This is a genomic window from Pantoea sp. App145 (genome assembly GCF_047947045.1).
GTDB lineage: Bacteria > Pseudomonadota > Gammaproteobacteria > Enterobacterales > Enterobacteriaceae > Pantoea.
The window spans coordinates 2200523-2219621 of the sequence record NZ_CP133290.1; the positions used below are offsets into that span (position 1 = coordinate 2200523).

At 55.5% G+C, this 19099-nt stretch carries 20 protein-coding genes; 8 read left to right on the top strand and 12 right to left on the bottom strand.

Translation table 11 applies throughout. From position 1 onward, the window contains the following. The first annotated feature begins 252 nt into the window (after positions 1 to 252). Both nrdD and nrdG read left to right on the top strand, forming a co-directional pair. On the top strand, positions 253 to 2391 hold the full coding sequence (gene nrdD, locus RCF31_RS10110; RefSeq protein ID WP_416410198.1) for an anaerobic ribonucleoside-triphosphate reductase: 2139 nt from the start codon (positions 253 to 255) through the stop codon (positions 2389 to 2391). Next, positions 2388 to 2954: an anaerobic ribonucleoside-triphosphate reductase-activating protein gene (gene nrdG, locus RCF31_RS10115; RefSeq protein ID WP_416410200.1), complete on the top strand. Its 567-nt coding sequence runs from the start codon at positions 2388 to 2390 to the stop codon at positions 2952 to 2954. The genes nrdD and nrdG overlap by 4 nt, the downstream gene beginning before the upstream one ends. Here the strand turns inward: nrdG and RCF31_RS10120 are convergent. Further along, a complete protein-coding gene (locus RCF31_RS10120; RefSeq protein WP_416410202.1) occupies positions 2847 to 3884 on the bottom strand; it encodes a permease in 1038 nt (345 codons plus the stop codon). The genes nrdG and RCF31_RS10120 overlap by 108 nt on opposite strands. A gap of 130 nt (positions 3885 to 4014) precedes the next feature. Here RCF31_RS10120 and RCF31_RS10125 point away from each other — a divergent pair, with 130 nt between their 5' ends. After that, a complete protein-coding gene (locus tag RCF31_RS10125; protein ID WP_299457732.1) occupies positions 4015 to 4539 on the top strand; it encodes a type 1 glutamine amidotransferase domain-containing protein in 525 nt (174 codons plus the stop codon). Positions 4540 to 4627: 88 nt separating this feature from the next. Here the strand turns inward: RCF31_RS10125 and RCF31_RS10130 are convergent, their stop codons facing one another. Next, positions 4628 to 5059, bottom strand: coding sequence for a YhbP family protein (locus tag RCF31_RS10130; RefSeq protein ID WP_084872295.1), 432 nt, complete (start codon positions 5057 to 5059; stop codon positions 4628 to 4630). Positions 5060 to 5160: 101 nt separating this feature from the next. Here RCF31_RS10130 and RCF31_RS10135 point away from each other — a divergent pair, with 101 nt between their 5' ends. After that, positions 5161 to 5448, top strand: a complete 288-nt coding sequence (locus RCF31_RS10135; protein WP_084872293.1) for a GIY-YIG nuclease family protein — start codon at positions 5161 to 5163, stop codon at positions 5446 to 5448. Here the strand turns inward: RCF31_RS10135 and RCF31_RS10140 are convergent. Both RCF31_RS10140 and ubiT read right to left on the bottom strand, forming a co-directional pair. Next, complete coding sequence (locus RCF31_RS10140) at positions 5432 to 5938, bottom strand: GNAT family N-acetyltransferase (protein WP_299457739.1); 507 nt, start codon at positions 5936 to 5938, stop codon at positions 5432 to 5434. The genes RCF31_RS10135 and RCF31_RS10140 overlap by 17 nt on opposite strands. Beyond that, entirely contained in the window at positions 5932 to 6456 is a 525-nt protein-coding gene (ubiT, locus tag RCF31_RS10145; RefSeq protein WP_416410206.1) for a ubiquinone anaerobic biosynthesis accessory factor UbiT, read from the bottom strand. Before ubiT ends, RCF31_RS10140 begins: the two co-directional genes overlap by 7 nt. Positions 6457 to 6661: 205 nt before the next feature. Between ubiT and ubiU the strand changes: the two genes are divergently transcribed. From ubiU to RCF31_RS10160, 3 genes are all read left to right on the top strand, one after another. Next, positions 6662 to 7657 (top strand): ubiquinone anaerobic biosynthesis protein UbiU, encoded by a 996-nt coding sequence (gene ubiU / locus RCF31_RS10150; RefSeq protein WP_208713862.1) that lies wholly within the window; start codon positions 6662 to 6664, stop codon positions 7655 to 7657. A gap of 9 nt (positions 7658 to 7666) precedes the next feature. Next, complete coding sequence (locus tag RCF31_RS10155) at positions 7667 to 8551, top strand: U32 family peptidase (protein ID WP_416410209.1); 885 nt, start codon at positions 7667 to 7669, stop codon at positions 8549 to 8551. A gap of 118 nt (positions 8552 to 8669) precedes the next feature. After that, on the top strand, positions 8670 to 9680 hold the full coding sequence (locus tag RCF31_RS10160; RefSeq protein ID WP_313683314.1) for a luciferase-like monooxygenase: 1011 nt from the start codon (positions 8670 to 8672) through the stop codon (positions 9678 to 9680). Positions 9681 to 9685: 5 nt separating this feature from the next. Here the strand turns inward: RCF31_RS10160 and RCF31_RS10165 are convergent, their stop codons facing one another. Next, positions 9686 to 10600 (bottom strand): AraC family transcriptional regulator N-terminal domain-containing protein, encoded by a 915-nt coding sequence (locus RCF31_RS10165; RefSeq protein WP_416410211.1) that lies wholly within the window; start codon positions 10598 to 10600, stop codon positions 9686 to 9688. A 183-nt stretch (positions 10601 to 10783) separates the two neighbouring features. Here RCF31_RS10165 and RCF31_RS10170 point away from each other — a divergent pair, with 183 nt between their 5' ends. Then, positions 10784 to 11530, top strand: a complete 747-nt coding sequence (locus RCF31_RS10170) for an SDR family NAD(P)-dependent oxidoreductase (protein WP_299457748.1) — start codon at positions 10784 to 10786, stop codon at positions 11528 to 11530. A 68-nt stretch (positions 11531 to 11598) separates the two neighbouring features. Here RCF31_RS10170 and RCF31_RS10175 read toward each other — a convergent pair whose 3' ends face one another. The 7 genes from RCF31_RS10175 to rbfA all read right to left on the bottom strand — a co-directional run bounded on the left by RCF31_RS10175 (position 11599) and on the right by rbfA (position 19044). After that, positions 11599 to 13533, bottom strand: coding sequence for a DEAD/DEAH family ATP-dependent RNA helicase (locus RCF31_RS10175; protein ID WP_299457750.1), 1935 nt, complete (start codon positions 13531 to 13533; stop codon positions 11599 to 11601). A 16-nt stretch (positions 13534 to 13549) separates the two neighbouring features. After that, positions 13550 to 13606, bottom strand: a complete 57-nt coding sequence (yrbN, locus tag RCF31_RS10180; protein ID WP_100229640.1) for a protein YrbN — start codon at positions 13604 to 13606, stop codon at positions 13550 to 13552. A 105-nt stretch (positions 13607 to 13711) separates the two neighbouring features. Continuing rightward, the gene (gene nlpI / locus RCF31_RS10185) at positions 13712 to 14596 is read right to left on the bottom strand and encodes a lipoprotein NlpI (protein WP_084872267.1); all 885 of its coding nucleotides are present in this window, start codon (positions 14594 to 14596) and stop codon (positions 13712 to 13714) included. A gap of 252 nt (positions 14597 to 14848) precedes the next feature. Next, positions 14849 to 16987, bottom strand: a complete 2139-nt coding sequence (gene pnp / locus RCF31_RS10190) for a polyribonucleotide nucleotidyltransferase (protein ID WP_299457753.1) — start codon at positions 16985 to 16987, stop codon at positions 14849 to 14851. 309 nt (positions 16988 to 17296) lie between these two features. Further along, positions 17297 to 17566: a 30S ribosomal protein S15 gene (gene rpsO, locus RCF31_RS10195; protein WP_299457756.1), complete on the bottom strand. Its 270-nt coding sequence runs from the start codon at positions 17564 to 17566 to the stop codon at positions 17297 to 17299. 126 nt (positions 17567 to 17692) lie between these two features. Further along, on the bottom strand, positions 17693 to 18637 hold the full coding sequence (gene truB, locus RCF31_RS10200) for a tRNA pseudouridine(55) synthase TruB (protein WP_416410215.1): 945 nt from the start codon (positions 18635 to 18637) through the stop codon (positions 17693 to 17695). Beyond that, positions 18637 to 19044, bottom strand: coding sequence for a 30S ribosome-binding factor RbfA (rbfA, locus tag RCF31_RS10205; protein ID WP_084872258.1), 408 nt, complete (start codon positions 19042 to 19044; stop codon positions 18637 to 18639). The genes truB and rbfA overlap by 1 nt, the downstream gene beginning before the upstream one ends. Positions 19045 to 19099: the final 55 nt, after the last annotated feature.

Below are 19099 nucleotides of genomic sequence, written 5' to 3' on the forward strand. Positions count from 1 at the left end.
GAAAATTGACGGACCAAAACCGGCAAAAAGCCCATTAAACCTGCTTCGCGACGCAAATCAAGCCAGGCAAACCAGAAGTATGGGCGTGTTAAAACTTTTTCAGTTTAGTCAGATGGCAGATTGCACGCCTTTCATGCTTTGCAGGAACTTCTTTGCGCCTGGTCAATAACGGCCTAATTAATTTCCGCGCAAACACCATATGTAGATATTACACTTCACTAAAACCACAACATATAGTTTCATGGAGGCTAAATGGCAACGGTAGTGATTAAGCGTGATGGCTGCAAAGTGCCTTTTGATGAACAGCGCATTGCCAGTGCGGTGCAGGCTGCAGCACGCGCTGCCCAGGTGAACGATAACGCCTGGTGCACCCAGGTGGCGACTGAGGTAAGCCTGCTGCTGGCTAGCCGCGACGAAGTGGATATTCGCGACATTCAGTGCGCGGTAGAAGAGACGCTGATGAGCGGCCCGTGGCCCCAACTGGCACGCGCCTATATTGAATATCGTCACGATCGCGATCTGGCACGCGAGCAGCGCGGAAAACTGCATCACGCGATTCGTGGCCTGGTTGAACAAACCAACGCCGCCCTGCTGAATGAAAACGCCAACAAAGACAGCAAAGTGATCCCTACTCAGCGCGATTTGCTGGCTGGCATCGTGGCTAAACACTACGCACAGCAACAAATCCTGCCGCGTGATGTGGTGCTGGCGCACGAGCGCGGCGAAATCCACTACCACGATCTCGATTATTCGCCCTTCTTCCCGATGTTTAACTGCATGCTGATCGATCTGCGCGGCATGCTGACCAACGGCTTCAAAATGGGCAATGCAGAGATCGAACCGCCAAAATCGATCGCCACTGCCACCGCCGTCACCGCCCAGATCATTGCCCAGGTCGCCAGCCATATTTACGGTGGCACCACTATCAACCGCATTGACGAAGTGCTGGCCCCCTTTGTCACCCTGAGCCTGGAAAAACACCGGGCCGTCGCACTTGAATGGCAGATTGACGATGCCGAAGCGTATGCCCGCGCGCGTACAGAAAAAGAGTGCTACGACGCCTTTCAGTCGCTGGAATATGAGGTCAACACGCTGCATACCGCTAACGGGCAAACGCCGTTTGTGACCTTTGGTTTTGGCCTCGGCACCGACTGGGCCGCGCGCCTGATACAGCAATCGATTCTGCGCAATCGCATAGCCGGACTGGGCAAAAACCATAAAACTGCGGTATTCCCAAAACTGGTGTTTGCCATTCGCGAAGGCATCAACCGTCGCGCAGGCGATATGAACTACGACATCAAACAACTGGCGCTGGAGTGCGCCAGTAAGCGCATGTACCCGGATATCCTGAATTATGATCAAGTGGTGAAAGTCACTGGATCGTTTAAAACCCCGATGGGTTGCCGCAGCTTCCTTGGCGTGTACAAGGAAAATGGTCAGCAGATTCATGAAGGGCGCAATAATCTTGGCGTCATCAGCCTCAACCTGCCGCGCATTGCGCTGGAAGCGCAGGGCGATGAAGCACGTTTCTGGTCGCTGCTGGATGAGCGTCTGGCGCTGGCAAAACGCGCGCTGATGACACGTATCGCCCGGCTGGAAAAAACCAAAGCGCGCGTCGCGCCGATTCTGTATATGGAAGGAGCCTGTGGCGTGCGTCTCAACGCGGATGACGATATCGGGCCGATTTTCCGCAATGGCCGCGCGTCCATCTCCCTCGGCTATATCGGCCTGCATGAAACCCTCAATGCCCTGAGCGGCAACGAGGTCCATCCCTATGATGCCGATTATCTGCGCGCCAAAGGGGTGGCGATTGTCGAGCATCTGCGCCAGGCCGTCGATGTGTGGAAAGCCGAAACCGGCTACGGCTTTAGCCTGTACAGTACGCCGAGCGAGAATCTGTGCGACCGCTTCTGCCGCCTCGATGCCGCCGAATTTGGCGTGGTACCCGGTGTCACCGACAAAGGGTATTACACCAACAGCTTCCATCTTGATGTCGAGAAGAAGGTTAATCCGTACGACAAAATTGATTTTGAGGCACCCTACCCGCCCCTCGCCAGCGGCGGTTTTATCTGTTACGGCGAATATCCCAATATCCAGCACAACCTCAAAGCGCTGGAAGATGTCTGGGATTACAGCTACGACCGCGTGCCCTATTACGGCACCAATACGCCGATTGATGAATGCTACGAATGTGGTTTTAGCGGTGAATTCAGCTGCACCAGCAAGGGCTTTACCTGCCCCTGCTGTGGTAACCACGATCCGGCACGCGTTTCGGTGACGCGGCGCGTGTGTGGCTATCTCGGCAGCCCGGATGCGCGTCCGTTTAACGCCGGTAAGCAGGAAGAGGTGCAGCGTCGGGTTAAACACCTGGATACGGGACAACTGGGATGATGCATATCCATCGCTATTATGACGTCGATATCGTTAACGGACCAGGTACGCGCTGCACGCTGTTTGTCGCCGGTTGCGAGCACCAGTGCCGTGGCTGCTACAACCAGAGCACCTGGCGACTCGATTCCGGTGTGCCGTTTACGCTGGCGATGGAAGAAAAATTGATCGCCGATTTGCAGGATCGTCGCATTCCGCGTCAGGGATTGTCGCTGAGCGGCGGCGATCCGCTGCATCCGCATAACGTGCCGCATATACGTCGCCTGGTGAAACGCGTACGGCGCGAATGTCCGGACAAAGATATCTGGTTGTGGACCGGCTATCAGCTGGCGGAACTGAGCGATGCCCAGCGTGAGGTGATCGCGGAAATTGACGTGCTAATCGACGGGCGTTTTATCGAAGAAGAGAAAGATGCGCGGCTGCTGTGGCGCGGCAGCCGCAATCAGAAAATCTGGTATTTACGCCAGCCCCAGGGCGAGCACCCCGACCAACATCCCACTGAAAGCCACACCCAACAGGGCTATCCACAAGGCGCGGGCCGGAAAAGCCCGGTGCAGCATCAGTAACGAAGGTACGCTAACGGCGGGTAATGTCAGCAACAGCGCCAGGGCTGGCGCGATGCCCATTCCCGCCAGCATCATGGTTTGAACGATCGGGATCTCGGCTGCCGTCGGGATCACAAACAGGCATCCCGCCAGCGCCATCACCACCACCCAAAACAACGTATTGCCCACGGCACCATCGGTGTGCGGGAACAACCAGACACGCGCCGCCCCCAGCAGCAGCACCGCCACGATATACAACGGAATGGTGTTCCAGAACAGTCGCCACAGCACACGCAACCAGCGTTGCAGGAAAGGCTCTTCCGGCCCGGTGTCCTGAATGGCCACCGGGGAGGCGATGCGCTCTGGCACGCTGCGCTGCACCAGCCAGGCAATGCCCAGCACCATGATGCCCCCTGCCACCAGCCGGATGGCGGCAAACTGCCAACCAAGCACAAACCCCATAAAAATCAGCGTAGCCGGATTGAGCACCGGATTCGCCAGCCAGAAGGCCATCGCCGCCCCGCTGGATACCTGTGACTGGCGCAGCCCGGCCGCAACCGGTGCTGCACAGCAGCTACACATCATCCCGGGCAGCCCGAGGCCGGTGCCCACCAGCGCTGAGCCGAAGCGGTTTTGCCCCATCAGCCGTAGCAGCCAGTTGCGCGGGATCAGTACCTGTACCAGCGAACCCAGCAGAACGCCCAGAACCGCCGCTTTCCACACCGCCAGAAAATACACCATCGCGTAATCCAGCGCGGCACGCCAGGGTGAGGCATCAGCGCCCGCGAGAATCGATTTGCCAATGGAATGCGTTTCCGCCGCCGTAAAGGCTTTGCCGTAGTACGGCTGCCATTTGACGTACCAGAGGCCAACGACCACCACCAGCAAAAACAACAGCGGTTTCCACCAGGCAAAACGCGTTGCCGGAGCAGCAGAAGTGAGTTGATTCATGGCAGGGTTCCGTATCCAGACTGATTAACCAGAGTGTTTATCAGGTTAAGGAATTTTTCCATATTGATGTGCTCTAAAATTGAGATGCTACTGTTTTTGGCAACAAGGTAATTAATGAAGGAGGAGAAAGATGAGCAAGAAGATTGCGGTATTGATTACCGATGAATTTGAAGACTCAGAATTTACCTCACCCGCGGAGGCTTACACCAAAGCGGGCCATGAAGTGGTCACCATTGAGATGAAAGCCGGTAAAACGGTCAAAGGCAAACAAGGCAAAGCCGAGGTAAAAATCGATAAGGATATTGATCATGTGGACGCGGCAGAGTTCGATGCCCTGCTACTGCCGGGCGGACATTCACCCGATACGTTGCGCGGTGACGATCGTTTCGTCAACTTCACCAAAGCATTTGTTGCCAGCGGGAAACCGGTGTTTGCCATCTGCCACGGGCCGCAGTTATTAATCAGTGCCAATGGCGTACGCGGGCGCAAAATGACCTGCGTGAAAGCCATCGCCATTGATCTGCGCAACGCCGGTGCGGACTTCTACGACAAAGAAGTGGTGGTGGATGATGACAAACTGGTCACCAGCCGCACCCCGGATGATCTGCCCGCCTTTAACCGCGAATCCCTGCGGATTCTCAATACTACGGCCTGATAGTTTTAGCCTGCACAACCGTAGCGGCGCGATTTATCGCGCGTTTTTCTCCGCCAGCATGCACGGCATTGCGCGATAAATCGCGCCGCTACGAATCACCGCGCTGCCAGACAATTTTCTTGCCGAAACCCAGCGCGTTATCGGTCATCTTCACTTCTTCCAGCACAATCTCCCACAGCGGTGCCGTGACAGCACGTGAGATCGGGAAGCGGCGCTGATAGGCGTGACGCGCCTGTTGTTCAGCTTCATCGCTTAAACGCTGAATATGACCGCGATACTGTACACCTTTGATCAGCAGCACCGTTTTCGGCTGGCCATTGACGGTGCCCGCCACGCGGGGATTAGCCTGCATCAGCTGACCATGTCGGGTGTCTGGCTCGGTCATCAGCCAGAAAACCATGCGGGATTCATCGAAGACATAAAAACAGTTGGCGCACCATAGATCGTCGCCGTCTGTCGCGCACAGCGACAGCGCATGCTGTTTTTTCAGGTAGCGAATCAGATGGGAATGGTCGGACACAATCGAACTCCCTTGCAGGCCGGAGGCCTGTGCTGACGGATAGCGGCAACGCCAGATGCGCGCTACACTGCCTGTCAGCGATTTTTCCGAGGTTAATCATCATGGAGCAGGGCTGGCAGCTTTATATGCTGCAAACCGCCGCAGGCCAACTCTACACCGGCATCACCACAGACGTGAACCGGCGTTTACAGCAGCATCAGCAGGGACGTGGAGCGCGATCATTGCGCGGAAAAGGTCCACTGACGCTGGTGTTTCATTGTGATGCGGGCGATCGGTCTGCCGCATCACGGCTTGAGTATCAGGTGAAGCAGTTAAGCCGGGCACAGAAGCTGCAACTGGTGGCGCAACAGCCGCCCAGCCTGAACAACTGGTTTACGCAAAACGATTGAAAGGTGCAGCGAACTCGATCTGCCCTTCCGCGCCAGCAAACGCGTCGTCAGCCAGCTTATACACCTGAAACGCGGCTTCTGAGCCAGGCCAGCGGCAATGTAGCCCGTGACGCGCTGCCGGTTCAAAGCCGAAGTCATGGTAGTAAGCCGGATCGCCCAGCACCACCACTGCGCTGTAACCAAATTCGTTCAGTGCATCCAGCCCTTCGTACACCAGTTGTTTACCGATGCCCTGTTTGCGTACCGTCTCATCCACTGCCAGCGGTGCCAGAGCGACCCAGTTACGGTCTTCGCCCTGCAACGTCACCGGGCTGAACGCGGCATACCCCAAAACCTGGCCTTCATCATCGGTCGCAACCACGCCAAGGGTCAGCAAACCATCTTCACGCAACTGCTGCACCAGTTCCGCTTCGGCGGCGCTGGCAAAACAGCGCTTTAACAGACTGTCGATGCTGGCCGCATCGACGCCAATTTCAGTACGAATCAACATGAGATCCCCGCGCGCGACTCAGTGGCCTTCGCGTCCTGTTTCAGTCCAGCCTCAACAAAAGCAGCCAGCTGCTGCAATCCCGTTCGCAATGGCGTGGGCATGGCATCCAGTTCAATGGCATCCATCAGGTTCTTCACCTCCAGTCCCAGCTCCGTGTCACCTTCAATCACCAGACGGCGTTGAAAGAACAACATATCGGGGTCCGCTTTGCGTGCTGCCACCAGCAACAGATCGTTGGCTTCGCCGCGAAACCAGACATCAGCTTTGGTGTCGCGCGAAACAGTCAGACGCCCGGCCTGTAACGTGGTCATCCAGCGCAAATTGATGTCGCTGATTTCGATTCCCAGGGAGCGCCCTTCCAGAAAGTCTAACTCACCTTCAGCCAAAGCATGGCGAAATTGCCAGTTTAGGAGTTGTTGCAAAACGGCTTTTTTCAGCGCGAAAGGGGTTAATGACACCGGTAAGGCTAAGAATTCTGGCCCTTTTTCAACAATCAAACCGCGTAAGCGAGTAAACACCAGCTGCACTCCCTTCAGAAAATTTTACCTATTCTGCCACATCCGTTTGGCTTCGCCTCCACTGAGATCAAGGAATTCGCACTCTGGTTGTGTGAAAAATCTTCAATCTGCATCACCATTGGCCGTTTCACTGCCTTAAATCAACATTCTGTGACGAGTGCTTACCTACACTCAACGCCGTCCAGAACCCGGGGGAGGAAAATGTATGGAACTGCTGTGCCCGGCGGGGAATTTACCCGCGCTGAAATCGGCGGTGGAGCATGGCGCCGACGCCGTCTACGTCGGCCTGAAAGACGATACCAATGCCCGCCACTTTGCTGGTCTTAATTTTACCGACAAAAAACTGGCCGAAGCGGCGCGCTTTGTGCACCAGCATCGGCGCAAGCTGCACGTCGCGATTAACACCTTTGCCCATCCTGACGGCATGAATCGCTGGCAACAGGCGATTGATATCGCGGCGCAAAATGGCGCAGACGCGCTGATTCTCGCCGATATCGCCACGCTGGAATATGCGGCAAAGCACTATCCGCAGGTTGAACGCCACCTTTCAGTACAGGCGTCGGCCACCAATCTGGAAGCGATCCGCTTTTATCACCGCCATTTTCAGCTGCATCGCGTGGTGCTGCCGCGCGTATTGTCGCTGCACCAGGTGAAGCAGCTGGCACGAGAAACACCGGTGCCGCTGGAAGTGTTTGCTTTCGGTAGCCTATGCATCATGGCCGAAGGCCGCTGCTACCTCTCCTCATGGCTGACCGGGGAATCACCCAACAGCGCCGGAGCCTGTTCCCCCGCCAAATTCGTGCGCTGGCAACAGACGCCGCAGGGCATGGAATCACGCCTGAATGAGGTGCTGATTGACCGCTATGGACCGGATGAAAGTGCCGGTTATCCCACCTTGTGTAAAGGACGCTACGAGGTTGATAACCAGCGTTATCACGTGCTGGAAGAACCCACCAGCCTCAACACCCTGTCGCTGCTGCCGGAACTGCTGCGTGCCGGGGTGGCATCGGTGAAGATTGAGGGTCGCCAGCGCAGCCCGGCCTATGTGGCGCAGGTGGCGAAAGTGTGGCGTCAGGCGATTGACCGTTGTATGGCAGCGCCAGAGCAGTATGCCGTTCAGGAACCCTGGATGCAGGCGCTGGGCGAACTTTCTGAAGGTAGCCAGACCACGCTCGGCGCTTACCATCGCGACTGGCAGTAAGGAGTCAGCATGAAATACGCAATCGGCCCGGTACTGTGGTACTGGCCCAGTGACAAACTGGAAAACTTTTATCAGCGTGCCGCGCAATCCAGCGCAGAAATCGTCTATCTGGGTGAGGCAGTGTGCAGCAAACGCCGCGCCACGCCTTTCGCCCAATGGATGGAAATGGGCCGCGCACTGGCACAGCACGGCAAACAGGTGGTGATCAGCACGCTGGCGCTGCTGCAATCGCCATCGGAACTGAAAGAACTGCGCCGCTATGTGGAAAACGGCGAGTTTCTGATTGAAGCTAACGACATCGGTACGGTGAATATGGCGGCCGAACGCCAGTTGCCGTTTGTCGCTGGCCCGACGCTTAACGTCTACAACGCGCAAACCTTGCAGCTGTTGCTGAAAGAAGGCATGACGCGCTGGTGCATGCCGGTTGAGATGTCTCGCGACTGGCTGATTCAGCTGTTGCAACAGTGCGATACCGCAGGTATACGCGATCGCTTCGAGGTAGAAGTGCTGGGTTACGGCTATCTGCCGCTGGCCTTGTCCGCGCGCTGCTTCACCGCACGCTCGGAAAATCGCGCCAAAGACGATTGCCAGACCTGCTGCATCGACTATCCCAACGGACGACGCGTGTTGTCCCAGGAAGGCCAGCAGGTGTTTGTGCTGAATGGTATCCAGACTATGAGTGGCTACTGCTACAACCTTGGCAATGATCTGGTCGGCATGCATAACTGGGTCGATATCGTACGTTTATCACCGCAGGACGACAGTACGCTGGAGGATGTGGATCGCTTCCGCGCCAACGAAGCAGGTGAAGCGCCGCTGATGGTGGCCCGCGGCAGCGACAGTAACGGCTACTGGCGACGCCTGGCAGGAATGGCGCTGGAAAGCGGCCGCTGAAAGGCACGTTCCGGCTATATTCCTGCCCTTATTAGCAGTTTTAATATGGGTACTGATGCGTAATACTGGATGGCGCAGGCTTAATGAACACCTGCGCCATACTTATTCTGGAGTGCCCATGTCTGAGAAAAAAACTGTTCGCCTGTCCGTGCTGGACCTGGCCCCCATTCCACAGGGCGCAACGCCGCGTGATGCGTTCCACAATTCGCTGGCCCTGGCCCGTCAGGCTGAAGCCCTCGGCTTTTACCGCTATTGGTTAGCTGAACACCACAACATGACCGGCATTGCCAGCGCAGCCACCTCGGTGCTGATTGGTTATCTGGCTGCCAACACCGAAACCCTGCGCCTCGGTTCAGGCGGCATTATGCTGCCTAACCATTCACCACTGGTGATTGCAGAGCAGTTTGGCACCCTGGAATCGCTCTATCCGGGACGTATTGATCTCGGTCTGGGCCGTGCGCCGGGTTCCGATCAGCGCACCATGCTGGCGCTGCGTCGCCATCTTTCCGGCGCGCAGGCTGACAGCTTCCCGGACGATGTTGCCGAACTGATTAGCTGGTTTGACGCCGAAGTCGGTGAATGCCCACCGGTACAGCCAGTACCGGGCCTGTGCTCGAAAATTCCGGTATGGCTGCTGGGTTCCAGTCTCTACAGCGCGCAGCTGGCGGCTCAACTGGGCTTACCGTTCGCCTTTGCCTCACACTTCGCCCCTGACCTGCTGTTCCAGGCGCTGCATGTGTACCGTGAGAAATTCCAGCCATCCGCGCGTCTGGCAAAACCTTATGCCATGGTATGCGTGAACGTGGTTGCCGCCGACAGCGAGCGCGATGCGCGTTTCCTGTTCACCTCGATGCAGCAGCAGTTTATCAACCTGCGTCGCGGCAAACCCGGTCCGCTACCGGCACCGGTGGAGAACATGGATAACCTGTGGTCGCCATCAGAACAATATGGCGTCCAGCAGGCGTTGAGTATGTCGATTGTGGGTGATAGCGATAAAGTACGCCATGGACTTGCGGCCTTGCTGCGTGAAACCCAGGCGGATGAAATCATGGTAAACGGCCAGATATTCGATCCACAAGCGCGTCTGCGCTCCTTTGCACTGGCGATGGAAGCCGCCCGCTCGCTGTAACCGGGTTATTGCGGTGGCCAGGCTTCGGCCCCCACCGCATTCTGCCGCACATCACGTCCCGGCGACTGACCATAAAAGCGGCTGTATTCGCGGCTGAATTGTGAAGCGCTCTGATACCCCACCCGATAACCTGCCGTTCCGGCGTCCAGCTTTTCCATCAACATCAGTCGGCGCGCTTCGTTGAGACGCAATTGCTTTTGATACTGCATCGGCGTCATCGCGGTAACTGCTTTGAAGTGGTGATGCAGTGACGAAATGCTCATACCCACGTTGCTTGCCAGTTGATCCATCTTCAGGGGCTGATGAAAATTTTCCCGCAGCCAGCGGGCCGCACGCGCCACTTTGTTGCCCGGACGTTCCGCCAGCGCCATATTCAGAATGCGTGGGCCTTCCGGGCCGGTGAGCAGTCGATAGAAAATTTCCTGTTCAATCAACGGCGCCAGCGCCGGAATATCTTGTGGTTGATCCAGTAACTCGATCAGGCGAATCACCGCATCTACCAGCGGAGGTGCCACCTTGTGTACCGTGATGCCGCGCTCATTGGTTGCTGCGGCTCCTGCCTGCTGCATAGGGAAGTGCTCAAGATAGCGCATCAGGCGCGTTTCATTGATGGTGATACCCACACCCAGGTTAGGCTTCTCCGGCGTCGCCATGACCACGCAGGATTGTACCGCCATATCCAGCGTCACCAGCAGCAGATCTCCTGCGCCGTAATGCATCACATCGTCACCCATGCGTAACGCTTTCTGCCCCTGTGCCACCAGCGCAAAACTGGCCCAGGTGGCCACGTGTGACAGACTGCTTGGCCTGGAGCTGCGACCAAAAGAGAGAAAATCGATGGCGCTATGATGGCGACCATCGTCCGGGGCGTGACGGGCAATCATAGCAACCAGCTGTTGCCACTGTTCCTGATGAATCATGCGTTGAGCGCTCCGCAATGAGGGATCATTGAGTTTTTATTCTAACCTGGCGTTGACGTTGCGCCTGGCCTCTGGTGCTGAGATTTGCAGGATCGGGCAAAAAGCTTGCAGGATTGCGCTACCTGTTAATTGTATGGACAGCGCATTCTTATGCTTCCCCGAAACCTCAGGTGGAGAGACACGATGAAAGCACTTGAAGGCAAAATTGCGCTGGTGACGGGCGCTTCGAAAGGCATCGGTGCCGCTATCGCCATGACTTTCGCGGCGGCCGGTGCCCGGGTTGTGGTGAATTATCGTCAGGACGAAGTTGGCGCGGCTGATGTCGTCACGGATATTCGTGGTCTGGGCAGTGATGCCATCGCCGTTCAGGCCGATATCTCACGTGAAGATGATGTGGCGCGGTTGTTCGCTACCTGTATTGAGCAATTTGGCGCACCAGATATTGTGGTCAACAACGCAGGCATTTTTCATCACGGCGATTTTGTGGCGCTCAGCGTTGTTGAGATGCAGCAGCAGTTGAATGTAAATCTGCTGGGTACGTTGCTGGTTTGCCAGCAGGCAGCCCGGCATTTCCCCACGCGTGGCGGTTGCATCATTAACCTCAGCGCGCTAAATAGCCAGCGTAGCACCCCAGGCTCGGTGCTGTGGGCGGCGACCAAAGGCGCGATTGATACCCTCACCCAGGGACTGGCACGAGAACTGGGTCCCCGTAATATCCGCGTTAATGCACTGGCACCCGGCATCATCCTGACCGAAGGTTTACTGGCAGCGAAGAAGATGCATCCGGAACTGAAAGCACAGTTAATTGCGGCGACACCGCTGGGACGCTTTGGTTTGCCGGAAGATGTCGCGCAGGTTGCGCTGTTTCTGGCATCAGAGGAGTCGGCCTATGTCAGTGGTGAACGGGTACTGATTGCTGGCGGGGTGTAAACTTTAGCTGACACTGGATAAAAAAATGGGACGCCGAGGCGTCCCATTTTGCTATTTAGCTTTGTCGCTTAGATGTCACGACGACGCGGTGCAGCAGCACCTGCTTCTTCGCGACGCGGACCACGTCCACCTTCACGGCTGAAGCGTCCGCCTTCACGGCCACCTTCACGACGCTCAGAGGAGAAGCGACGACCGCCTTCACGACCTTCACCACGTGCACCAGCACCGCCTTCACGGTTGCCACGACGCTCACCACCGAAATCACGACCACCGCTACGACGTTCGCCGCTGCGCTCACCACCACGCTCGTGCGGCTGTGCATCGCCCAGCAGCTGCATATTCATCGGCTTGTTGAGAATACGCGTACGGGTGAAATGCTGCAGAACTTCACCCGGCATGCCTTTCGGCAGCTCGATGGTAGAGTGAGTACCAAACAGTTTGATGTTACCGATGTAACGGCTGCTGATATCACCTTCGTTAGCAATTGCGCCCACGATATGACGAACTTCAACGCCATCATCACGGCCTACTTCAATGCGGTACAGCTGCATTTCGCCAACGTCACGACGCTCACGACGCGGACGGTCGCCATCACGGCTTTCACGCGGACCGCGTGAGTCACGTGAATCACGGCTGTCACGACGATCATCACGATCGCGGAATTCACGACGCTGCGGACGCGGTGCATCTGCTGGCAGAATCAGCGGACGTTCGCCCTGTGCCATTTTCAGCAGTGCGGCAGCCAGGGTTTCCATATCCAGCTCTTCTTCCGGCTGCATTTTGCTGAGCAGCGCGCGGTACATGTCCAGATCGCTGCTTTCCAGTTGCTGCTGTACTTTCGCAGCAAATTTAGCCAGACGACGCTCACCCAGCAGCTCGGCATTCGGCAGTTCAACTTCCGGAATGGTCAGCTTCATGGTGCGTTCAATGTTGCGCAGCAGACGACGCTCGCGGTTCTCAACGAACAGCAGCGCGCGGCCTGCACGACCCGCACGACCGGTACGGCCGATACGGTGAACGTAAGACTCTGCGTCCATCGGGATGTCGTAGTTAACAACCAGGCTGATACGCTCAACGTCCAGACCACGTGCCGCAACGTCGGTCGCGATCAGGATGTCCAAACGACCATCTTTCAGGCGCTCCAGCGTCTGCTCACGCAGTGCCTGGTTCATATCACCGTTCAGTGCTGCGCTGTTATAGCCGCTGCGCTCCAGCGCTTCAGCTACTTCCAGCGTTGCGTTTTTGGTACGCACAAAGATGATCGCAGCATCGAAGTCTTCTGCTTCGAGGAAACGTACCAGCGCATCAGTTTTACGGCCATAAGCGGTCCAGTAAGACTGAGAGATGTCCGGGCGAGTCGTAACGCTGGACTGAATGCGCACTTCCTGCGGATCTTTCATGAAACGCTTGGTGATACGACGGATCGCTTCCGGCATGGTGGCAGAGAACAGAGCGGTCTGATGACCTTCCGGGATCTGCGCCATGATGGTTTCAACGTCTTCAATAAAGCCCATGCGCAGCATTTCGTCGGCTTCGTCCAGCACCAGACCACGCAGGTTAGACAGATCAAGAGTACCGCGTTTCAGGTGGTCGAGCAGACGACCCGGGGTGCCCACCACAATTTGTGGGCCCTGACGCAGTGCGCGCAGTTGCACGTCATAACGCTGGCCGCCGTACAGGGCCAATACGTTGACGCCACGCATATGTTTAGAGAATTCAGTCGCTGCTTCAGCTACCTGCACCGCCAGTTCGCGGGTGGGTGCCAGCACCAGAATCTGCGGTGCCTTCAGCGACGGGTCAATGTTGTTCAGCAGCGGCAGAGAGAACGCTGCAGTTTTACCACTACCGGTCTGTGCCATACCCAGCACGTCACGGCCAGCCAGCAGGTGCGGAATGCACTCGGCCTGGATCGGTGACGGCTTGACGTAACCCATGTCGTTAAGAGCAGACAGGATGGATTCGTTAAGGCCCAGATCAGCAAAAGTGGTTTGAATATCAGTCATGTAGTACACGTGCCTCTTAGATTGCGGCGGCCAGTCTACATAACTCGTCATGAAAATTTTCAGTCATTTTCATCGAAAAGTGTGAACCGGCTCAAATTAGAAGTTTCGACGAACAGAAAAGCCCTCATCCCGGAAGATGATGACTTAACGGGTAATTCAGGCAATAAAAGTTCGTCAGCTATTGCTGGTCAGATTCTGATAAATCGTCTTGTGCCTGGCCGAGTTGCGCCAGTTCCAACAATGCGTATCGGTGTTCAACAAAGTTGTTGACGTTGTTGGCCACCGCCAGTTTGAACAACGCTTTCGCGTCGTCCTTCTCCCCCAGACTTAGGTAGTACTTACCTAAATAGAAGTTGGTTTCACTGAGATGTTCAGCGAGCGAGGTGTTATCCGTTGCGTCCGCCTTGAGACGTTCCATCAATGTTTTTTCACTGATGTCGCCCAGGTAGAACTCGACAATATTCCATCCCCATTGGTCCCGGACCGCTTTATCGTAACGTTGTTTAAGCGTTACTTTGGCCTTGCTGGCATCCATCTCGTGTTCAACGAGGTAGAGCCACAGACTGCGGAATGGATCATTAGGATCGTCTTGATAAAACGCCAGCAGATCATCTTGCGCTAACTTGTATCGACCGCCGTAATAGAGGGCGATACCACGGTTTAAATGCGCATAATTGTAAGTTGGATCAAGCTCAAGTACAGAATCAAACGCTTCATAGGCAGCATCAAAATTGCCTGCCTGCGTTAAATATATGCCGAGATAGTTAAACACCTCTGGCATATCCGGTCTAATAGACAGCGCTTGCGAAAAATCGTTCCGCGCTAATGCTCTCAGACCTAAGCTATCATACAACACTCCACGCTCATATAATAGCTGTGCGCGTTCATCATCGGTCAGGGCACGACTGGCAAGAATTTGTTCCATTCGCGCCAGAATCACTTCCTGCTGCAGTGTGGGCTGCAAAGGTACTGCCAGAACTTCGTTCTTACGCCAATTGGAGTTGCTGCATCCTGCCAGCGTCAAAGCTGTCGCAACAAAACACCAGCGCAAAAAAGGCTTCATTTCCCACTCCCGAATACAAACATTGGGATAACCATCCTGTCATCCGCCTGCTATGCACAAGGGTTCCCGCCCTCGCGATGATACCCGTCATACTTCAGATTGCAGCTACGTTGGCTGTACTCATTCATCCTGGTCGCTTACCTGAGTAAGTTTCCTGGGATTCACTCGCTTGCCACCTTACTGCTACCTGAATTACCTGCGGTATACAAACACCTCTCCCAGCCAGGCAGGGAGAGGTTAATCAGGAAATACTTATTCAGCTTCAGGTGCGTCAGTCGCAGCGGTGGTCTCGATCGCCTGCGGTTTCTGCTCTGTCGCTTCTTTGATGCTCAGACGCACACGGCCCTGACGGTCCACTTCCAGTACTTTAACCGGAACTTCCTGGCCCATCTGCAGGTAGTCGGTCACTTTCTCAACACGCTTATCAGCGATTTGCGAAATATGAACCAGACCCTCTTTGCCGCCGCCAATCGCAACGAAGGCACCGAAATCAACGATACGGGTCACTTTACCAGTGTAAATACGGCCCACTTCGATTTCTGCGGTGATTTCTTCGATACGACGGATTGCTTCTTTCGCTTTCAGACCATCGGTCGCTGCGATCTTCACGGTGCCATCATCTTCGATTTCGATGGTGGTGCCGGTTTCTTCAGTCAGCGCACGGATGACAGAACCGCCTTTACCGATAACATCTTTGATCTTGTCAGAATTGATCTTGATGGTGTAAATGCGCGGTGCGAACTCAGAGATCTCCTGACGCGGCGTGCTGATTGCCTGCTCCATCACGCTCAGGATATGCAGACGCGCACCCTTAGCCTGATTCAGAGCAACCTGCATGATCTCGCGGGTGATCCCTTCAATTTTGATATCCATCTGCAGCGCGGTAATACCTTCACGGCTACCGGCTACTTTGAAGTCCATGTCGCCGAGGTGATCTTCGTCACCCAGGATGTCAGACAGAACAACAAATTTCTCGTCTTCTTTCACCAGACCCATCGCGATACCGGCAACGGCCGCTTTGATCGGTACACCTGCATCCATCAGTGCCAGAGAAGCACCGCAGACGGAAGCCATAGAAGAAGAACCGTTCGATTCAGTGATTTCAGATACCACACGCACGGTGTACGGGAAGTCTTCCTGCTTCGGCATCACTGCCAGCACGCCGCGTTTCGCCAGACGACCGTGACCAATTTCACGACGCTTTGGCGAACCGACCATACCAGTCTCACCCACCGAGTACGGAGGGAAGTTGTAGTGGAACAGGAAGCTGTCGGTGCGCTCACCCATCAGCTCGTCCAGGTTCTGCGCATCACGTGCGGTACCCAGGGTCGCAGCAACCAACGCCTGAGTTTCACCACGGGTGAACAGAGCTGAACCGTGGGTACGCGGCAGCACGCCAGTACGCACGTCCAGACCACGGATCATGTCTTTTTCACGGCCATCGATACGCGGTTCACCGTTCAGAATACGGGTACGAACAACGTTCTTCTCAAGGCTGTGCACGATATCGCCGATTTCAGCGCTATCCAGAGTTTCATCTTCAGCCAGCAGTGCAGCGATGGTTTCATCTTTGATGACGCCAACCTGAGTATAACGCTCCTGCTTGTCGGTGATGCGGTAAGCATCGCTGATACGTGCTTCTGCCAGGGCAGCAACGCGTGCAATCAGGGCATCATTAGCCGCTTCTGGCTGCCAGTCCCAACGCGGTTTGCCAGCTTCAGCCACCAGTGCATTGATGTTCTCAATAACAACCTGCTGCTGGTCGTGGCCGAATACCACTGCGCCCAGCATCTGATCTTCAGTCAGGATGTCAGCTTCTGATTCAACCATCAACACTGCGTTCTGGGTACCGGCAACCACCAGGTCCAGACGAGATTGTTTGACTTCGTCAGCGGTTGGGTTCAGGACGTACTGATCGTTGATATAGCCAACACGTGCCGCGCCAATCGGGCCATTGAACGGGATACCAGACAGTGACAGTGCAGCAGAGGCACCAATCATTGCCACGATGTCCGGGTTAACCTGCGGGTTAACAGAAACAACGGTAGCGATAACCTGAACTTCGTTAACGAAGCCTTCCGGGAACAGCGGGCGAACCGGGCGGTCAATCAGACGCGCAATCAGGGTTTCGCCTTCGCTCGGACGGCCTTCACGACGGAAGAAGCTACCCGGGATACGGCCAGCAGCGTAGGTACGCTCCTGGTAGTTAACGGTCAGCGGGAAGAAATCCTGACCAGCTTTCGCTTTTTTCTGGCCAACAACGGTTACGAAAACCGCGGTGTCGTCCATGCTCACCATCACAGCGGCAGTAGCCTGGCGTGCCATCATGCCGGTTTCCAGCGTGACGGTATGCTGACCATATTGGAATTTGCGTACGATCGGGTTCAGCAAAATAAAAGTCCTTAACGTCGGGGCAGACCCATCTCAGGCCCGCCGGGGATTACCGATCTTCAGCTGCATCCTCGCGACTAATGACAACCTTTAACCGCCCTTGCGGTAAAGCCTCTCATTAGCCGCGCGAACCTCTGCAAGCGAAGATCACTCTCAGCAACAATACATGAGTTTGGACCGGATTGCTGCCGATTGCTCGAAAAAAGGGGCCATAAAGGCCCCCTTTTCGCGAAACTCGCACAAATCTGATCGTCAGATGCGTTTTTTCGCATACTGTCTGCGCTACACCCTTGATCAGATTCTTCAGACTTAGCGACGCAGACCCAGGTTTTCGATCAGGCTGGTGTAGCGTGCAACGTCTTTACGCTTCAGGTAGTCCAGCAGCTTACGACGCTGGGATACCATGCGCAGCAGGCCGCGACGGCTGTGGTGGTCTTTTTTGTGCTCAGAGAAGTGACCCTGCAGGTGGTTAATCTGAGCAGTCAGCAGAGCAACCTGAACTTCAGTTGAACCGCTGTCGTTGGTGCCACGACCGTATTTGGCAACGATCTCTGCTTTAGCTTCTGCGCTTAGAGACATAATAAACTCCAGTTATCAATGAATGTATGTATGGGTGCCGATCTCTAATTCAGCAGCCCGCTTTAAAGCCGCGCTATTCTACTCTTCGTACAACTGCAACGCAAATGCCCCTTTATGCAAGGCGCATTATTGTGGAAACTCCACCACCAGACGGCGCGGGGCAACGCGCTGCCGGTCATCAATCTCTGCCATACCAATAAATTTACGCGCCTCACCTTCGGTGACACGCACCAGGCCAGCAGCAGGCACGTCAACGGCCTCTACCGGTTGCCCCAGCTTGAAGTAAACCGCGATGGCATCGGGGAGATTCACTTCCGGGAAATCCGCCGCCGGGCTATCCATCGGTAGCAGCAGAGGGTCAAGCAAATCCGCGGGCGCAATTTCTGCCGCATTAGCCTGCTCCAGCAAAGCCTGCAACTGCTCAAGCGTCACCATTTTTTCTGCCGGATAGCGGGAAACCTGCAAGCGACGCAGCATGGTCACATGCGCACCACAGCCCAGCTTTTCACCCAAATCGTCAATGATGGTACGAATGTAGGTGCCTTTGGAGCAGTGAATCTCCAGCTCCAGCTCGTCCCCTTCCCAGCGAATAAACCGCAGTTCATATACGGTGATGGGACGGGGTTCGCGCTCGACGGTGATTCCCTGACGCGCGTACTCATACAACGGGCGTCCCTGATGCTTAAGCGCCGAAAACATGGTCGGCACCTGTTGGGTGTCGCCACGAAAACTTTCCAGCGCGGCGTCAAGATCCGCCTGAGTAAAGGTCACCGCACGCGTTTCGACCACGTTGCCGTCAGCATCGGAGGTATCGGTACGCTCGCCGAGGCGGGCAATCACGCGATAACGCTTGTCTGAATCCAGCAGATATTGCGAGAACTTGGTCGCTTCGCCGAGGCAAATGGGCAACATGCCCGTCGCCAGAGGATCCAGCGCACCCGTGTGGCCCGCTTTGTTCGCATTGAAGATGCGTTTTACTTTTTGCAGCACGTCATTGGAAGACGCGCCCTGATGCTTATCCAGCAGCAATACACCATGCACATCGCGACCGCGACGACGAGGACGACTCATCAATCCTCCTTGTCGTCGTCCGCTGCATGATCGCCACGGCGTTCAGCATCATTTTTGACAACATTGGTGACCAGGTTTGACATGCGCATACCTTCGATCAACGAGTTGTCATAGAAGAAGGTCAGCTCAGGCACAATGCGCAGACGCATCGCTTTACCCAGCAAAGTACGGATATAGCCGGAAGCTTCTTTCAGCGCCTTCAGACCGTTTTTCACCGCTTCTTCATCTTTATCGTTCAGAAAAGTGACAAACACTTTGGCATAAGCCAGATCGCGTGACACTTCAACGCCAGAAACCGTCACCATCATACCGAGGCGCGGATCTTTAATTTCGCGTTGCAGAATAATGGCAATCTCTTTCTGCAGCTCCTGAGAAACGCGCTGCGGGCGACCAAATTCTTTCGCCATGATTATTTCTCCCAAATAATTCGGGAGGCCAATGGCCTCCCAAATTGCAACACAT

Excerpts from the sequence above, each read along its gene's own strand:
- ubiU (WP_208713862.1), top strand. The coding sequence starts at position 6,662 with ATGGAACTGCTGTGCCCGGCGGGGAATTTACCCGCGCTGAAATCGGCG.
- RCF31_RS10160 (WP_313683314.1), top strand. The coding sequence starts at position 8,670 with ATGTCTGAGAAAAAAACTGTTCGCCTGTCCGTGCTGGACCTGGCCCCC.
- nrdD (WP_416410198.1), top strand. The coding sequence starts at position 253 with ATGGCAACGGTAGTGATTAAGCGTGATGGCTGCAAAGTGCCTTTTGAT.
- nrdG (WP_416410200.1), top strand. The coding sequence starts at position 2,388 with ATGATGCATATCCATCGCTATTATGACGTCGATATCGTTAACGGACCA.
- RCF31_RS10140 (WP_299457739.1), bottom strand. The coding sequence starts at position 5,938 with ATGTTGATTCGTACTGAAATTGGCGTCGATGCGGCCAGCATCGACAGT.
- truB (WP_416410215.1), bottom strand. The coding sequence starts at position 18,637 with ATGAGTCGTCCTCGTCGTCGCGGTCGCGATGTGCATGGTGTATTGCTG.
- nlpI (WP_084872267.1), bottom strand. The coding sequence starts at position 14,596 with ATGAAGCCTTTTTTGCGCTGGTGTTTTGTTGCGACAGCTTTGACGCTG.
- rpsO (WP_299457756.1), bottom strand. The coding sequence starts at position 17,566 with ATGTCTCTAAGCGCAGAAGCTAAAGCAGAGATCGTTGCCAAATACGGT.
- RCF31_RS10170 (WP_299457748.1), top strand. The coding sequence starts at position 10,784 with ATGAAAGCACTTGAAGGCAAAATTGCGCTGGTGACGGGCGCTTCGAAA.
- RCF31_RS10120 (WP_416410202.1), bottom strand. The coding sequence starts at position 3,884 with ATGAATCAACTCACTTCTGCTGCTCCGGCAACGCGTTTTGCCTGGTGG.
- RCF31_RS10155 (WP_416410209.1), top strand. The coding sequence starts at position 7,667 with ATGAAATACGCAATCGGCCCGGTACTGTGGTACTGGCCCAGTGACAAA.
- RCF31_RS10165 (WP_416410211.1), bottom strand. The coding sequence starts at position 10,600 with ATGATTCATCAGGAACAGTGGCAACAGCTGGTTGCTATGATTGCCCGT.
- RCF31_RS10135 (WP_084872293.1), top strand. The coding sequence starts at position 5,161 with ATGGAGCAGGGCTGGCAGCTTTATATGCTGCAAACCGCCGCAGGCCAA.
- RCF31_RS10125 (WP_299457732.1), top strand. The coding sequence starts at position 4,015 with ATGAGCAAGAAGATTGCGGTATTGATTACCGATGAATTTGAAGACTCA.
- rbfA (WP_084872258.1), bottom strand. The coding sequence starts at position 19,044 with ATGGCGAAAGAATTTGGTCGCCCGCAGCGCGTTTCTCAGGAGCTGCAG.
- RCF31_RS10175 (WP_299457750.1), bottom strand. The coding sequence starts at position 13,533 with ATGACTGATATTCAAACCACTTTTGCTGATCTGGGCCTTAACGAATCC.